Annotated in this window: 16 protein-coding genes; 1 reads left to right on the forward strand and 15 read right to left on the reverse strand. The window is 60.6% G+C overall.

The features are described 5' to 3' along the window. Positions 1-131: 131 nt before the first annotated feature. From HUU46_20890 to folK, 11 genes are all read right to left on the reverse strand, one after another. Positions 132-1067 (reverse strand): hexose kinase, encoded by a 936-nt coding sequence (locus tag HUU46_20890; protein NUM56105.1) that lies wholly within the window; start codon positions 1065-1067, stop codon positions 132-134. A 287-nt stretch (positions 1068-1354) separates the two neighbouring features. Further along, entirely contained in the window at positions 1355-2134 is a 780-nt protein-coding gene (hisF, locus tag HUU46_20895; protein NUM56106.1) for an imidazole glycerol phosphate synthase subunit HisF, read from the reverse strand. Next, positions 2128-2751 carry an imidazole glycerol phosphate synthase subunit HisH gene (gene hisH / locus HUU46_20900; GenBank protein NUM56107.1) on the reverse strand — a complete coding sequence of 208 codons (624 nt, stop codon included), beginning with the start codon at positions 2749-2751 and terminating at the stop codon, positions 2128-2130. The genes hisF and hisH overlap by 7 nt, the downstream gene beginning before the upstream one ends. Positions 2752-2871: 120 nt before the next feature. Next, the gene (locus HUU46_20905) at positions 2872-3858 is read right to left on the reverse strand and encodes an ROK family glucokinase (protein NUM56108.1); all 987 of its coding nucleotides are present in this window, start codon (positions 3856-3858) and stop codon (positions 2872-2874) included. Then, on the reverse strand, positions 3858-5336 hold the full coding sequence (locus tag HUU46_20910) for a glutamate--tRNA ligase (GenBank protein ID NUM56109.1): 1479 nt from the start codon (positions 5334-5336) through the stop codon (positions 3858-3860). Before HUU46_20910 ends, HUU46_20905 begins: the two co-directional genes overlap by 1 nt. A gap of 89 nt (positions 5337-5425) precedes the next feature. Next, complete coding sequence (locus tag HUU46_20915) at positions 5426-5761, reverse strand: hypothetical protein (GenBank protein ID NUM56110.1); 336 nt, start codon at positions 5759-5761, stop codon at positions 5426-5428. Positions 5762-5768: 7 nt separating this feature from the next. Continuing rightward, a complete protein-coding gene (locus tag HUU46_20920; GenBank protein ID NUM56111.1) occupies positions 5769-6116 on the reverse strand; it encodes a hypothetical protein in 348 nt (115 codons plus the stop codon). A gap of 38 nt (positions 6117-6154) precedes the next feature. Next, positions 6155-6535: an aspartate 1-decarboxylase gene (locus HUU46_20925; GenBank protein ID NUM56112.1), complete on the reverse strand. Its 381-nt coding sequence runs from the start codon at positions 6533-6535 to the stop codon at positions 6155-6157. Then, positions 6526-7377: a pantoate--beta-alanine ligase gene (locus HUU46_20930; GenBank protein ID NUM56113.1), complete on the reverse strand. Its 852-nt coding sequence runs from the start codon at positions 7375-7377 to the stop codon at positions 6526-6528. Before HUU46_20930 ends, HUU46_20925 begins: the two co-directional genes overlap by 10 nt. 2 nt (positions 7378-7379) lie before the next feature. Then, positions 7380-8180, reverse strand: coding sequence for a 3-methyl-2-oxobutanoate hydroxymethyltransferase (gene panB / locus HUU46_20935; GenBank protein ID NUM56114.1), 801 nt, complete (start codon positions 8178-8180; stop codon positions 7380-7382). Positions 8181-8387: 207 nt separating this feature from the next. Further along, positions 8388-8888, reverse strand: a complete 501-nt coding sequence (gene folK / locus HUU46_20940) for a 2-amino-4-hydroxy-6-hydroxymethyldihydropteridine diphosphokinase (GenBank protein ID NUM56115.1) — start codon at positions 8886-8888, stop codon at positions 8388-8390. A gap of 111 nt (positions 8889-8999) precedes the next feature. Here folK and rlmB point away from each other — a divergent pair, with 111 nt between their 5' ends. Next, positions 9000-9731 carry a 23S rRNA (guanosine(2251)-2'-O)-methyltransferase RlmB gene (gene rlmB / locus HUU46_20945; GenBank protein ID NUM56116.1) on the forward strand — a complete coding sequence of 244 codons (732 nt, stop codon included), beginning with the start codon at positions 9000-9002 and terminating at the stop codon, positions 9729-9731. A gap of 285 nt (positions 9732-10016) precedes the next feature. On the opposite strand, the gene HUU46_20950 is transcribed toward rlmB, so the two are convergent. The 4 genes from HUU46_20950 to HUU46_20965 all read right to left on the reverse strand — a co-directional run bounded on the left by HUU46_20950 (position 10017) and on the right by HUU46_20965 (position 16194). Then, positions 10017-10967, reverse strand: coding sequence for a S1/P1 nuclease (locus HUU46_20950; GenBank protein NUM56117.1), 951 nt, complete (start codon positions 10965-10967; stop codon positions 10017-10019). 8 nt (positions 10968-10975) lie between these two features. Then, positions 10976-11314, reverse strand: a complete 339-nt coding sequence (locus HUU46_20955) for a hypothetical protein (protein ID NUM56118.1) — start codon at positions 11312-11314, stop codon at positions 10976-10978. Between the two features lie 159 nt (positions 11315-11473). Then, positions 11474-13360, reverse strand: coding sequence for a protein kinase (locus HUU46_20960; GenBank protein NUM56119.1), 1887 nt, complete (start codon positions 13358-13360; stop codon positions 11474-11476). A gap of 62 nt (positions 13361-13422) precedes the next feature. After that, on the reverse strand, positions 13423-16194 hold the full coding sequence (locus tag HUU46_20965) for a fused MFS/spermidine synthase (GenBank protein ID NUM56120.1): 2772 nt from the start codon (positions 16192-16194) through the stop codon (positions 13423-13425). Positions 16195-16360 lie beyond the last annotated feature (166 nt).

A 16360-nucleotide genomic window follows, 5' to 3' on the forward strand; every position in this document is an offset into this window, starting at 1 on the left:
CCGCAGTTGCGCGGAGGCGTTTGACTTACCGTTCCCCCGAAGGCGACCCCTTATGACAAACCAAATTCTGCAACGAAATCCCGCGATTGTCAAGACTTTTCGATCGGCATGTAAATTACACAAGCATAGTACTACTGCATCCGAACGACTCGTACGCCGTCTCGAATTGCGTGGACTTCTTCCACCCGAAAGTGGCCGATATCCCAGGACATGGCATTCGCGGTGCCCATGGCGCATGCAGTGCGCGCCGCGTCCTCGATCGGCGCCTTTTCCATAATCCCGATTGCGAGCCCCGCAACCAGCGCATCTCCGCTGCCGACCGCGTTGACCTCGCGAATCGCGGGCGGGATAACCTGAAAGCGACCCGCGCCGCTGGATACAATCGCTCCTTCCCTTCCGAGCGACAGTACAACAAGGCCGATCCCGCGCGCATGAAGAACGTCGATTGCGCGGAGCTGCTCTGTCGAGTTCGTTAGTGTGAACCCGACGAATTCTTGTAGCTCGGCCACGTTGGGCTTGGCCATGTACGGGACGGCCTCAATTCCTCGAGCAAACTCCGGGCCGTGCGAATCGAGAATCGTGATGGCTTCCGCGTTCTTCGCGATTGGGATCAGTTCGCCGTACAACCAAGAGATCGCCGGATCGGAAACCGTCCCGCTGAACGCCACTACACGCGCGCCTGCAACGGCACGTCGAAACGTCTCGACTATCCCGCGCGCCTCAGTCTCCGTCACACGCGATCCCGGCTCGAAGAATGCGGTTTGACGGTGAATCGGTTCCTCGAGCACCGTAGTAATCGTCCGCGTCTGCGACGCGACCCACGCGGGCACGCATTCGATGCCGTCCTGTTGCTCGATCATTTCGACAACATGACGCCCGGGATGCCCGCCGACAACCACCATCGCCTTCGTGTCGCGCCCCATCAACTTGACGGCCCGCGATACATTGGTGCCCTTGCCGCCGGGAATGCACGTACACTTGTGTGACCGCATGAACGCGCCGACCTTCAGTTTGTCGATGAAGACCGTTTTGTCAACACAGGGATTTGGTGTTACGGTCAGAATCACAAAGTCACCTCTCTACATATCGATTCTGCCGAAGATATCTAAAGAATTCTGCACTTCTCGCGTAAGCCCTTTGGCTTTGGCGCATCGTATTCTGAAATCTTGAGATTTGAAATTGATGGAGAAAACCACTTGATTGCGGCTATGCCGCGCTGTGTTCCCTTGCGGCCAGTTGAAATCCTGCTACCCAATTCCCGATCTGCTGAACCCTGGACCCTGTCCCCTGAACGCCAACGCACCCTTCGTTTGCCGCTATGTCGCGCTGTATTCTCTGTGTTCTTTCGTGGCGATTACCACTTCTTCCGCACGGGTACGCCGGCCGCGTCCAATTCCTTCTTGATCGCCGCGATCGTATAGTCGCCGGTATGCGTCATGCTCGCGACGATCGCCGCGTCCGCATGCGCGATCTTGAAAACGTCGATCAAATGTTGCGGCATACCCGCGCCGCCGGACGCGACTACGGGTACCCCGACGTTGGTCGAAATTAGTTTTGTAAGCGTCAATTCGAACCCCGCGCGCGTGCCGTCGGCATCGACTGAGTTGACAACAATTTCGCCAGCCCCGAGGTCCTGCGCGCGCTTCGCCCATTCGAGCGCGTCCATGCCCGTGCGCTCGCGGAACCCCCGCGTGGTGATTTCATAGCCGCTGGAGAATCTCGCAGGATCATCGACCTTCACCGGATCCATGCCGAGAACGATGCACTGGGCGCCGAAAATGCGGGCGCCCTCGGCGATTACGTTTGGGTTGCGCACCGCCAGCGAGTTCACCGAGACCTTCTCCGCTCCCGCCAGCAGTACGCGATACATGTCGTCAAGGCTCTCGATTCCACCGCCCACGGCAAAGGGTATGTGGACGACTTTGCCGATTTCCTTCACCATGTCGATGTCGATTGGCCTGCGTTCCGCCGATGCAGTGATATCGTAGAAGACAAGTTCGTCCGCGCCGCCGTCACTGTACGCCACGGCCATCTCGATCGGATCGCCGAGGTCGATATTGTTCTGGAACCGGACCCCCTTCGTGACCTTGCGGTTCCGGACATCCAAGCAGGGGACAATGCGTTTCGTCAGCATTGCCCGTTCCACTTCGTGAAGTTCTCGACCAGCCGCATGCCCACGCGCCCCGACCGCTCCGGGTGAAACTGCGTCGCAAACAGGTTACCCTTGCCGACCGCCGATGCAAACGTCGCGTCCGCATACCGCGTCTCGCCCATGACGAGATCGCGCGATGCCGGCACCGGATAATAGCTGTGAATAAAGTAAAACTCGCTATCGTCTTCGATGCCATCGAAGAGGGGATGCTCGCGCGCGAACCGCATCGTGTTCCAGCCCATCTGCGGAATCTTGCACAGCGGATTCGGCGCGACGAACTTCTTGACCCTGCCCGGCAACACGCCCATGCACGCGACCCCGCCGTCCTCGTCCGACCAGTCGCAGATCACCTGCGTGCCGAGACAAATCCCCAGCGTCGGCGTGCCTTTCGCTATGACGTCTTTCAGCGGTTCCAGCAATTCCAGCTCGCGCAAGTGGTCCATCGCCGCGGCTGCCGCCCCGTCACCAGGAAAAATCACGCGTTCGGCCCCGCGAATCACGGCGGGGTCCCGCGTAATCTGGCATTCCACGCCCAAGTGCCCCAGCGCCAGTTTCACGCTCGTCAGGTTTCCTGCTTTGTAATCGACAATTGCAATCATTCGGTGGTTCGCGAGCCGGGGGCGGCGAATCGCGCGTACCGTCCCGTTGCTCTCATTACTCCTATAGCACTCATCATTTCGATCCGTACAACTCTACGCCGTTCGTGTCGCCGTGGGCGGCTACCCGCGCACCTTGGTTTCCTCTTCATACCGCTGCAATGCGCACCCCGCCGCGCCAATGACGCCCGAGTCCGCGCCGAGTCCCGCGGGCACGATGACGGCGCGGCTCGCGGGCACTTCAAAGGCCTGTTCCTTTGCCGTCTTCCGAATCGGCGCGAACAGCGCCTCGCCCGCGGCAATCATGCCGCCGCAAAACACAACCATCTCCGGGTTGAGCAGGTTGATCAGACTGCCTACTGCCGTGCCCAGCCAGACGCCCGTCTCGTGCATCACCCAACCCGCAAACTCGTCCCCACGGGCCAAGGCATCGGATATCATCTTGCCGTCAATACGCTCGACGTCGCCGCCGCACATGTCCGTAAGTACCGTTCGCTTCCCCTGCTCGATGCCTTCGACCGCGGTCCGCACCATACCAGTGACGGATGCGTACTGTTCGAGGCACCCACGCGCGCCGCAGTTGCAGTCGCGTCCACCCCGCGCCACGCACATGTGCCCGATCTCCGCCGCGGTTCCGTCCGGCCCGCGCAACAACCGCCCATGCACAACGATGCCGCCGCCAACGCCGGTGCCGAGCGTCAGGCAAACCATCGAATCCACTTCCCGACCCGCGCCCGACCAAAATTCGCCCCAGCACGCAACGTTCGCATCGTTATCAACATACGTCGCTACGTTGTGCCGCTCCCGCATCAGGTCCGCCAGCGGTACATTCTCCCACCCCGGCAAATTCGGCGGACTGAACACGACGCCCGTGCGCCAGTTCATCGGTCCCGGTGCGCCAATGCCGATGGCGACCAAGTCGCTCGGGTCCGCGTGCGCCTCTTCCATCGCCGCGTCAAGACTCGCGGACATGTTGTCGAGAACGGTCTCCAACCCTTCGTCGGCGTCGGTCGGACGCGAATCTTTCGCGAGCAGCGTGCCGTTGCGCGCAACGATCGCCGTCTTCACGTTCGTGCCGCCGAGATCGATTCCCGCTACTACCAGTTTCATCAGGCATCGACTCCCCGTTTGCGGATGAATTCGATCGCGGCGCGCATCCGTCGCAGCGATTCTTCCTTGCCCAGCAACTCGGTCAGTTCGAACAGGCCGGGGCCCACACTCTTTCCCGTCAACGCGAGCCGCGTGGGGTGGACGTAGTGGCCCAAGCCCTGTCCGCTGTCGGCGGCGAGTTTCTCGAAAGCGGCTTTCAAAGTGTCATGGTCCCACGACGATACGCCATCGAGCGCCGCTACGATGGTCTCCATGTGCTCCGCGGCGCCCGGCTTGCCCCACTGCTTGCCGACGGCCTTTTCCTCATACGTCGCCGGCGCGACGAAAAAGAAGTCCGTGTACGGCACGACTTCGTTCAACGTCGGAATCTTCTCCTGGCAGATTCCTGCCATGCGCGTGAGCCATTCCAACGATTTGCCCGACGTATTGAAGCCAGCCTTGTGCAGAATGGGGAGGACCTTGTCCCGCAACGTCTCCGGCGTCAGCATGCGAATGTGCTGTCCGTTCAGCCACTGCAACTTCTTGAGGTCGAACTTCGCCGCGGATTTTCCCAGCCGTTCGAGCGAAAACGCTTGAATGAGGTCCTGCCGCGTGAACAACTCGCGGCCCTCTTCCTCCGGCGTCCACCCGAGCAGGACAAGATAATTCACAATGGTCTCGGGCAGGTATCCGTCCTCGCGCCAATCGAGCACGTTCGCGCCGTGTCGCCGTTTGCTGTACTTCTTGCCGGTCTCGTCCAGCACCATCGGCAAATGGGCGAACGTCGGCAACGAGTATCCAAGCGCATTGAATAACAGCACGTGACGAAACGCATTCGTAAGGTGATCGTCCCCACGAATGACGTGCGAAATCTCCATCAGACCGTCATCGATCACCACCGCGAGATGAAACACCGGATCGCCGTTCGGCTTCACGACAATGAAATCGTCAATCTCCTTGTTCTCGACGCGCACCGTCCCCTGCACAAGATCGTCAATGACCGTCGCGCCCTCCGGCACGCGGAACCGCACACTGAACGGCCGGTCGCCCATGGCGGCGATCTGCTCTGGCGTCAAGTTGCGGCACTTCCCACTGTACCGCGGCGGACGCTTCTCCGCCTGCGCGCGCTCGCGTTCCGCGTCGAGTTCCTCCTTCGTGCAGTAGCAGCGGTACGCCTTGCCTTCGTCCACAAGCCGCTGCGCCTCGCGCCGGTGAATGTCCGCGCGCTCAGACTGCCGGTACGGCCCGTGCTGGCCCTTCTCCGGCTCCCCGCCAAACGCCGGCCCCTCGTCCCAGTCGATCCCCAGCCAGCGCAACCCCTCGCAAATAATGTCCGCGTACTGCGCCTCGCTCCGCTCCGAATCCGTGTCTTCCAACCGTAAGATAAACGTGCCGCCGACCTTACGCGCGAAAAGCCAGTTAATCAACGCCGTCTTGGCGTTGCCAATATGAAAAAAGCCCGTCGGCGACGGGGCAATGCGGACACGGATCGGAGGCATCTTTTGTTTAGAATCCAAGTTTCATGCGTACGGAGAAGAAATTATAACGTTTGGGAGGGAAACTTTTCACTTCCGCATGCGCCGCCGTGCTAGGCAGGTTTCGCTCGGTTCAGCAGTCCTGAGCACTGCAGAATTCGCTGCGCCCATTCCTGGGCCGCACTCGATATCACGAGCCGCTCTGTATCATCGACCCAGTTCGACTGACAAGTTCGTTTCCATGTTTCCAATAAGGCGGCCAAATCTGCCAACACGTGTGACGTACTGCACTCGATCGTCGGATCAATCATCGTCCAGTTAACGAAATGGATCGTTTCGTTTATCAAGTCCAATACTTCCTCGCAGCTACCGATATCCTGTGAAAATGAGTAGATGCGCGATAGATTGGCGGCAATCCCTCCAATGCGTACGGACAGATTGTCGCGCATGTATCGCTCACGAATTCTGAGGGGATTCGGCATCGAAAATCCTTCGCACAATTGTCTCTATCTTGCGTCGCAGTGCCGCGTCGGCAATCTCCATTCCGTTATTTCCATCCCACGGTCGAATATTGATCAAAGACTCAAACGTGACAAGATTTCTCTTGGGGCGCCAATCGGCACCCCAGATATCGATTTGGCGGCTCCCGTTCTCAAGCAACACGGCCTCACAATCGGCATGCATCTCACCGCCACCGGCCAAGACCTCGCGCCGAATATCGACAGCCAACTTGATGTAGCTGTAAAACTCTAACATCTCGGTCACTTGCTCGGGAGTGGGCGCGGAACGAAGCAAATGAAGCACGGGAGGCTCCTTCACAAAACGACATCATGCCCGGAAAACTATACCCCATTCGCCTCCGGCTTCGTCACAATCTCCGTAATCCGGTTCTTCTCGTCCACATGCACATTCTTTGGCCTGTGCACCTTTGCCTCGTCGCGGTTCATCTCGGCGTAGGTCAGCACGATGACGATATCGCCCGGCTGCCCTTGCCGTGCGGCGGGGCCGTTGAGACAGCAGACGCCGGACCCGCGCTTGCCCTCGATGGCATACGTCTCGAAGCGCGCGCCAGTATTGACGTTGAGCACCTGCACCTTCTCGTGCACGAGGATGTCCGCGGCTTCCATCAAATCCGGGTCGAGCGTCAGGCTGCCGACGTAATTCAAATCGGCCTGCGTGACCGTCGCACGGTGGATTTTACTCTTCAACATCGTCAGCAGCATGGTTGGGGGACCTCGAAGGTGATGTTGTCGATGAGCCGCGCCTGCCCGACAAACGCGGCCACCGCCAACACAATCGGCTTCTCTATTTGTTCGACGGGCCTCATCGTTTCCGCGTCGACCAGCTCCACATAATCGATCTGCACGTCCGCCATGCCTTTACGCACGGCGTCGACAATGCGCGCCGCATCGCGCTCGCCGTCCCGCATCATCTTCTCCGCCGCAAACAACGATCGCGAAAGGCACAACGCGCGCTCGTGTTCGTCCGCGTTCAGATACCGGTTGCGCGAACTCATCGCCAGACCGTCCGCCTCGCGTACGGTCGGCATAATCACAATCTCAATTCCAAACTCGAGATCTTCCGTCATGCGCTTAATGACCGCACATTGCTGCGCATCCTTCTGCCCAAAATACGCGCGGTGCGGGCGCACGACGTTGAACAGCTTCGCCACGACCGTCGCAACGCCGCGGAAGAAAACAGGCCGCGTCACGCCGCAAAGACCCTCGGACAGGCCCTCGACATTCACATACGTCGCATAGCCCGGCGGATACAGCACCTCTTTCTGCGGCGCGTAGATGGCGGTGATGCCGCATTCCTCGCACAAAGCCACGTCCGCGTCCCACGTCCGTGGATACTTGTCAAAATCCTCGTGTGGGGCGAACTGCGCCGGATTCACAAAAATGCTCGCCACCGCGACATCATTCTTTTTCGACGACTCGCGCATCAGGCTCGCGTGACCCTCGTGCAGCGCGCCCATCGTGGGCACGAATCCGATCGTTTTGCCCGCGCACCGTTGCTCTTCCGACCACGCTCGCATCGTATCGGCCGTGTCGATCACAATCACAATCACTCGAACGACTGCTCCATCGCCGGAAACGCGCCGGATTTGACCTCGGCCACGTATGCTTCAAATGCGGTTTTCATCGCTGCGCCCACATCAAAATAAACTTTAGAAAACTTCGTGTACTTGCCCATTCCCAGCATGTCGTGCATCACGAGCACTTGCCCGTCGCAGTGGGGTCCGGCGCCGATACCGATGGTGGGGATTGAAATGGCATCCGTGATCTCCTTCGCAAGCGACGCCGGTACGCATTCGAGCACCAGTGCGAAGCACCCAATGTCTTCGAGCCCCTTTGCTTCTTCGATTAGCCGGGCGCGGCTTTCCGGATCCCGCCCTTGCACTTTGTATCCGCCAAGCTGGTGGATGGATTGCGGTTGCAGGCCGATATGCCCCATGACCGGAATACTTGCATCGAGGATTGCGCGAATCGTATCGCCGAACCGTTGCGCCGGTCCTTCGAGCTTCACCGCCTGCGCGCCTGCCTCGGCAACGAACCGGCCCGCGTTCCGCACAGCCTCTTCGGACGATATCTGATAGGAGAGGAACGGCATGTCGCCGACTACCAACGCGTGCTCCACCGCCGCCGACACGATCCGCGTGTGGTAGACCATCTCGTCCATCGTCACACCAAGGGTATTCTCGCGGCCCATCACGACCATGCCGCACGAATCGCCGACCAGCACAACGTCAACGCCGCTCTGATCGATAAGCTTCGCCGTGGGAAAATCGTAGGCGGTAAGCACGGCGATTTTCTCGCCGGCCCGCTTGCGGTCACGCAGAGAGACCGCGGAAACGCGTGGCATCACACTCTCCTGAACCGTGACGTTGCCCGTCCCGGTCCCTTTTGGGCTCCAAGCGGAGCGGTTCAGAAGTCAATTCGGGGCGCGCTTAACTCCGGGTCAGGGGCAAGTCCCTGCCCAAGCGCGCCGTATGGCTGAAAATAATTATGCCACATTCCAACGCCAGTTTGCACTATGCGCAGTTCCGCCAATGGAGAATCCGCGAAATCGACGTCACCGCCTCACATTAAGTGCCCCCACGAGTTTGACCCCGTCGCGCCCGGATACTCGTCCTGCAAGCACTTCGATACGTTCGCCCGTCGCCGGGTCCGTCGCATCCGGTGCAATCTCAGCAAGCGGCAGCAGCACGAACGCGCGTGCGCGAAATTCCGGGTGCGGAATCGTTAGATGCTCCGTCACCACAACGACGCCGTCCCAAAGCACAATATCGATATCGATGACCCGCGGCCCCCAACGTCGCGTCGGGACCCTGCCCAGCCGCTTCTCGATCGCCTGCATGCGACCCAGGAATTCCTCGGGCGCGAGCGATGTCGCTGCTGAAACAATCATGTTTAGAAAAAAAACCTGGTTCGTCTCGCCGATGGGTTCCGTCTCGTACACCTGCGATTCGCGCAGCACCGTTACGCCCGGCTCCACGCGCAGCGCATCAACCGCCGCGCGCAGATGCGCCATGCGGTCCCCAACATTGCTTCCCAAACCGAGGTAGACAGGCATATCGGAATCATAACGGCAACACCCCCGCCAGGGACACTCGCCATACTCCAATCCCCACGTTCAGACAACTCTGCTTTGCGCGCGCGCACGCAACGCCGTACCATTCCGCGTATGTCCGAAAAACACATTCATGGCGTGAAAGCCGTCGGCGAAGCCTTGCGCGAAGCGGGGCGGGTGAATCGTCTTTACCTGGCGAAAGAATCACGGGCGCACGGGGCCGACGCCCTCGCGACGGCGGCAAAGGCCGTGGGCGTGCCGTTCGACTACGTGCCCCAGGCGAAACTCAACGAGCTTGCCGGGACGCTGGAGCACCAGGGCGTCGTCGCGGCAATTAGCCCCGTGGCGTACGCATCGTTCGAGTCAATCGTCGAGACGTGCCCGCCAAAAGCCATTGTGCTTGTGCTCGATCAGGTCCAGCACCCGCGCAATCTCGGCATGCTCATCCGTACCGCCGCATGCGCGGGCGTCCACGCGATCGCGCTGCCCGAACGTGGCGGCGCATTGATCGACGATGACGTGCTGCGCGCGAGCGCGGGCGCCGTCTTCCACGTCCCGGTCGCGATGTGCGGAAACGTCGCGCAGGTGATTCGCGACTTGCGCGATGCCGGGTTCTGGACGTATGGCCTCGACGCAGCGGGCGATCAGAGCGTCTTCGACGTGAACTGGGCCGACCGCTGCGCGATTGTCATGGGCAACGAAACGAAGGGCCTGCGCCCCGGTGTGCGAAAGGCGTGCGACGTGATCGCGCGAATCCCGCTCGCAAAGGGAATGGAAAGCCTGAACGTATCTGTCGCCGCCGGCGTCGCACTGTTCCAGGTCGCCGCGAGCCACGGATTTCGCTGAACGCTGCGGCAACGACACCAATTACGCGGCCGCCACAACAGCTCCCGCAATCGTCCAACCCCGCGAACAAACGCGCGCACCTGTCTTCTCGTACTCGTGCTCGTAATCGTAATCGATCATCGGTGTTCGTCTTGAATGCTATCCATCTTGTCCATGCGGTCCATTCCGTCCATGAATTGAGAGCTATTCGCGTGAAGCTCCGCTTCATCGCGGCTCGTAATCGGGTATTCGGCTTCAACACCGAGTAATGTCCGCACCTTCAACCACGCACTTTCTCGCATCGCACTAATCGAACAACTGCTCCAGCACGTCGGCGAGCCGGTACCCCGCCAACGCCGCGCGCCGTTCCGCAAGCGCCTTCGCGTTCATCCGGTACGATTGCGTCAGCACCGGCGCATTGTTCTTGTCCACGCTGCCGGGCAATTTTCCAAACTGGTACACGTGGCTCTGCGCAAGCTGAAAACTCTCGGCGCTCCACTCGCGAAACTCGCGGTGCTGCAATTCCCTGAGATGGTCCCGCGGAAACGTCTTCCGGATCAGGATCGACGCATTGCGAATGCTCCGCAGCCGGTCGGACCCGATGATCAAATCGTCCCAGAACCGGTGCAGATCGATTGGCTGGTTCTCCGCCTTCGCACGAATGATGAAATCGTTCCCGCCACGGTCGCCGTTCGGCCACTGCACCGTAAACAGCGAGACCGTGTGCAGCGGCTGATGGACGTCCCCCACCAGATGAAATATCCATGCGAGCGCAACCGCACGTTCGGCATCCGGTCGCGCCTTGTTCTGCACAATCTTCACATTGTGGCTGAACGCGCTCAGGATGTTGTCCGGGTCCGGGTCTCGCCCGCGGATGTGCCGCGGTTGCCCTTTCGGCACGTACGGAAAATTCGCGAAGTGCCACGCGCCCTGGTGAAAGCGGCGATCCATCCGTACGTCGTCCGGCCAGGCGGACGCGAGCATGAACAGCACGAGCGCCTGGTCCTCCGCGGACAGCGCCCGGATTTGGCTCTTCCACTGCGGCTCGTAGAACGGGTGGTGCTGCAACAACGCCGTGACCTTCTTGATCACGTCGTCATCGTGACCACGCAACGAGTCGAATGCGACGCCGGCCGTGACCATGTGACCCGGCTTGTTCCACGCGAATGCGTCGAATGAAGCGATCAGGAGTATGAACGGTAGAAAGTAGGACGCCCGAATTGCGCCGCCGGGCGGAAACTGGGGGTGGGGCCGCATTGGGCCGGTTACGATCCGAAATACTTCCGGAAGTACTGCGCTTCGTCGATCTTGTTCAAGTCGACGCGCACAAATTGCTCCAACTCCTTCTGCGAGATGGGCCCGCGCAGCGGGCTGTCGCCGATCGGCGCCGATGGCGGCTCGCCGATTTCCGGTATCTCTTCACCATCGGTTGGCGGGAACTGAAAAATGCTCGGATCGAGAAACTCGGTGATTATTTCGGCAATGTGATCGCGTTTTTCCGTAAAGCTGCCCTGTTCGATTACGCGGCGGCTGAGCCCCGCGGCGTGCTGGCGGAACACAACTACCAGTTCGGTGCAGTTCGGGCACGTGAGCACAGCAACCACATCTTTGGGAATTCGCGAGAGAAGTATACGCGGTGCGCCGCAATGTGGGCACGCACAAACGTTCATTCGGGCCCCTTTCCAGCCGGGTGGCGCAAACGCCGGTCGGCTGATGTCACTGGATCGTACCGCGCGGATGCGCGCGTGTCAAACGCCCGCGCCTCACGATCCCAAAAGTTTGCGCACCGCGTCGGGGTTCGCGTTGACGGGTATCACGCACCGAAAACTTATCTGCTGTCCCGGCGCGTAGTATTGCGCGGACTGAAACACCGGCAACGTCGGATTGTTGTCGACATCCAATGAAACAGTCACAACCCACAGTTCATTTCCAAACGTCGGCAGTCCGTCCGCCTCCGGTTCGCCTCCCGTGACGGTGCGCGTCCACTCCGGAAATACGGTGGCCAGCGGCCCAGGTTCTTCCGCGAATGCGCGCTCCCATTCGTCACGCGAAGGGATGCGCATGCCTTGGTTCGCCGCGTACGCCTGCGCGTCGTAGTACTGGCTCGTTACCGCCGGTTGATCAAGCGTTGCGGCGGACGCGCTCGCCGGCCAGTTCGCGGACGGCGCCCACGCGCTGTATTGCGCAACCGTCACTGGATGCGTCGCCATGAAGAACCCGTCTTGATCGATGTCGTCGCCCGGCACTACGAAAAAATATTCGCCCTGCGGAAGCGGAGTTAGCAACGCCGCATAGCATTGCAGCGCCTGGTGCGCCAACCTCGCCGCGCGTTCCGGATCGCGCTCGGCATTTAATTCGGCCGAAGCGCGCAACGTGCCAATCCGCTCGAAAATGCGCTTCACCGCTTCGTCCGTTTGTTCGCGGTTCGCCGTGAACTGTTCAGCGGCCACGATCAGTTCGGTCGCCGTTGTGTACCGTTGACGCCATTGCCGTTCGATCGATTCGCCGGGATCGGCCACGGCCTGTGCATTCATCTCTTCCAACTGACGCGCGCGTCGCCCTTCGAGCCCGAAGACGCCAATTGCCGTCAGCGCGATCATGACGAGAACAAGAATACCGCCCGCGACGCGGCGCAGCGTCTCGCCGCGCGCCGCCGCGGGTGGTTTCACTATCTTCTTGGATTCGATCGTGCCCCCCCGCAACAAATCCATGACGCCCAAAAGCGCCAGCTTTAACTCGGCAACGGTCGCATAACGGTGGAACGGCTCCGGCTCGACGCATTTCGCGATAATCGGATCGAGCGCGGGGGGGACGTCGCGCAGAATCTGGGACGCCGGTTTCGGAACGCCCGTCGGAAGATTGCCGGTGAGTATTTCGTAAAGGATCACGCCGATGCTGTAAATGTCGGCGCGCGCGTCAACCGTGCTGCTGTCCTTGAACTGCTCCGGCGGCATGTAGTGCGGCGTGCCCATGACCACGGCCGTCGCCGTCAACTTTCCGGTCGTCATCAACTTCGAGATGCCGAAGTCCATCAGCTTCAGCGAGCCGTCCGGCAAAATCATGATGTTCTCGGGCTTGAGGTCGCGGTGGACCGTGTACTGGTGCGCGTATTCGAGCGCCGTGCACAGATCGATCATGATCTTCACCGTGTCCTTCACCGGCAGGCGCTCGCCGGGCAACAGCTCCTCGAGCATGTTGCGCAGCGACTTACCCTGCAGATACTCCATCGAAATGTAGAGCACCTGATCCGCCATGCCGATGTCGTGCACACGAACGATGTTCGGATGGGAAAGCTGCCGCGCAATACGCGCCTCGTTGAAAAACCGCTCGACGACCATCTTGTCTCGCAGGTACTGCGGCAGCAGCGTCTTCAACGCGACCTGCTCCTTCAGCGTGTTGTCGTGGACGCGATAAATGCACCCCATCCCGCCTTTTCCCACAAGGTCGAGAATGGTATAGCGGCTTGCGACAAGTTGCCCTTTGCGGAATGTCGAGTGTCCGCCGGATTGGCCTAGCGGCTGCGGCGCGGACGGCGGCTTCGGCCCCGAACCGTGAACGCGCACCTTCGGCAACGGCGCGCCGCATTGCATGCAGTCCTTGCGCGTCGCGTCGTTCGTGTGCTCGCACACCGGACACTTTATCTTCGTCATCCGCCCGCCCTCAACTACGCGCGCATTTTACACGACCCGCTTACCGCAAACACGCCGCCGGTTCAGGATGCGCCCCGCGCGGAAAGCTCATCCAGTTTGCGCCGCGCTTCCGCCGCCTCCTGCGCCTTTCCCCACGCCGTGTACAGTTCCACCCGGTACGCCCAAACCTCGCCGCTCTCTGGAACGTATCGCGCAAACCGGTCGAGATACGCTTCCGCCTCTTCGTATTCCTTGTAGCGTACGAACTGCGCAAACCGCTGCGGCGCGATCTCGCTGTAGTACGACCGCGCAAGAATGTCCGTCGGATCGATGTCCAGGGCTTCCTCGAAGATACGCTCCGGATTGCCAATCGGCCCAACCGCATATACCGTTTCGATGCCCTCGATCGTAATGGCCCGCGCGCGATGCCGGCGTTCGAGTCGTTCGCGCAACTCGGCTCCAGCCGATTGCAGTGTCTGCTCGTCCGCTATCGCGAAGGGGCTTTCAAAATGAGGAATGAGCGCGCGCAACGAATCCCCGACCGTATTCTGGTGCAGAATTCGCGGTACCAGGAACTCGACCCACGGGCGATCGTCGCTCATTACCGGCGCGTCGCCCGCGAACGTAGCAATCGCTTCGCCGGACATGAAATAACTCGACAGCATGTCCGTCGCGTCCACAAAACCCACTTCTCCCATTCCATCCGCAATTTGCGGCTCGGACATGCGCCGCACCGCGTTCCCAATGTCGATACGCAGCGGATTCTCGCTTCCCGCCACAAACAGGTCCGCATTGACGAACCATGCCGTGCAGTACGGAAACACCTCGTGAAACGTGCGCATCGCCGTACGGACCACTTCCAGGTTGGTGGCGTGCAACGGCACCCACTGCACGACGATCCCATTCGGCGCCAGCCGCATCTTGCACAGTTCGTAAAACTCTTCCGAGTAAAAGGTCGAAACTCCCGCGACCGCGAGCGGCATCGGCTCGAACGTGATTACGTCGTACCGTCCCTCGTGCGTCAGCAGGAAGTTGCGCCCATCGTCGACGTGCATCCGCAGGTTCGGGTTGGCCAGCGCATGCCAGTTGTCGTCCTCAAACAGGTGCGCCATCTCCAACACGTCATGCGATAGTTCCACGCCGGTAACCGACAGATGCGATGTCGCGAGCGTGCCCGCCGTAATGCCGGACCCGAAACAGATGAGCAGCGCCGTCTTCGGTTCCCGATCGAAAACAAACGGCAACACGCCCTGAAACCGGTTCATGCGAACGCCTTTCAGAATCGATTGCGTCGCCTGTACGCCGTTGATCCAAAGCGCGCGGTTCGAGTTGCCCGTGTTGCCCACCGGTTCCGACACGACAACCGTCCCCTCGACCCCCTCGCGAAACGCGACGACGCGATGCTCCGGCGGCAGGTAGCTCCTGTTCAACGACTCGCTCACGTCGCGCGGCAGTTTCGAGACAACAACCCCGCCCACACATATGACAAGGACGAGCAGGGCCACTTTTGGAATCGTCCGCACGGCGCTCGTACACGCGAGTACGATTCCGATCGCGATCAGCACCGCGCCGAGCACCGCGATGCCCGTGTGCGCGCCAAGCGTCGGCAGCAGAATGTATCCACCCGCGATCGCGCCCAGCACTCCGCCAAATGTGTTGAGACCGTAGAGCCGCCCAATGTCTTTACCCAATCGCGCGTGCGACGCGGCCACGGCGCGGACCGCGAAAGGAAACGTCATTCCGATGAACACGGTCGGAACTAGCAACACCGTGAACGACGACGCGAACAGGACCCTCATTTGTCCTTCGAATTGGAGCGAGTATTCGTGTTGAAACCGTTGTACCGTTTCCGGGAGGCGTTCGATAAAGATGAGCGTAGCCGCGCACGCGATTCCCGCCGCGCACTCGACGAGCCCAAGCGCGAACACGGGGGACTTCATGCGGTCCGCCAACGCCGCCGCAATGAGACTCCCCAACGCAATGCCAACCAGGATCGACGCCAGCATCGCCGTGTAGGCATACGTTGTGCCCATAAACACGAGCGTAAGCACCCGCGTCCACATCACTTCGAGCGCCAGCGTGCAAAAGCCGGATACTGCAAACGCGATCGCGACGATCGATATCGCCTTGGCGGCAGGCGTGCCGCTTGTCCGTTGCTCGAATGTCGCGTCCTCTTTTTCGTATGCGAACCAGCCGCACGCGATCAGCGCGAAAATCCCGATGCCGATATTCGCCGCCGCGGCAATGTACGTCGTCTTCGCGTATCCGTACAGCTCGATGCCGTAGATTCCCGCGAATACGCACCCCGACACGGCGCCGGCCGTGTTGATGACGTAGAGCAGACCAATCCGCAACCCGCGCGTGCGGTCCGAGCGCCCAATCATTTTCGAGAGCAGCGGCAACGTCGCGCCCATCAGCGTCACGGGGACGATGAGGAACGCGGCCGCCAGCAACGCGCGCAACGCAACGCCACCTGCGCGCGACGTGGCGAACGTCTGCAACGCCTGCGCAACGATGAACTCGCCGCGATCGATCCCGACTATGAACAGAACGGCCCAAACGCCAATCAGGATTTCGAAGACGCCGTAAATGCGCAGCGGGTTCGCGCATCGGTCTGCGATTCGTCCACCCCAGAAACTTCCGATGCCAAGTCCCAAAAAGAAAACGGAAAGGACCGTGCTGACCGCATACGCCGTCGTGCCGAACAGCAACACCAGCTTGCGCGTCCATACGACTTGGTACACAAGCCCCGCGGCGCCGGAAAGGTAGAAGAACAGCAGCACGACCCCAAACGGCCCCCACTCGCGCGCAACCCTCCTGTACGTGCTGATGGGAATACCAAAGAATCTGTCCACGTGCCCGCCCAGTCCCCGTTTCGTGCCGCCGTTCGCCGCAAGCCGTCGCGCATTCTACACAACCGCGCTTCCGATCGCTCAACATCCGACCGCTCGCCGCGCCGCGTGGAACTGGCGGGGCCGTCTGGTTTATCGTAATCGCCGCAGGGTACGTGTCAATTGGCTG

Source organism: Candidatus Hydrogenedentota bacterium (genome assembly GCA_013359265.1).
In the GTDB taxonomy this organism is placed as follows: domain Bacteria; phylum Hydrogenedentota; class Hydrogenedentia; order Hydrogenedentales; family SLHB01; genus JABWCD01.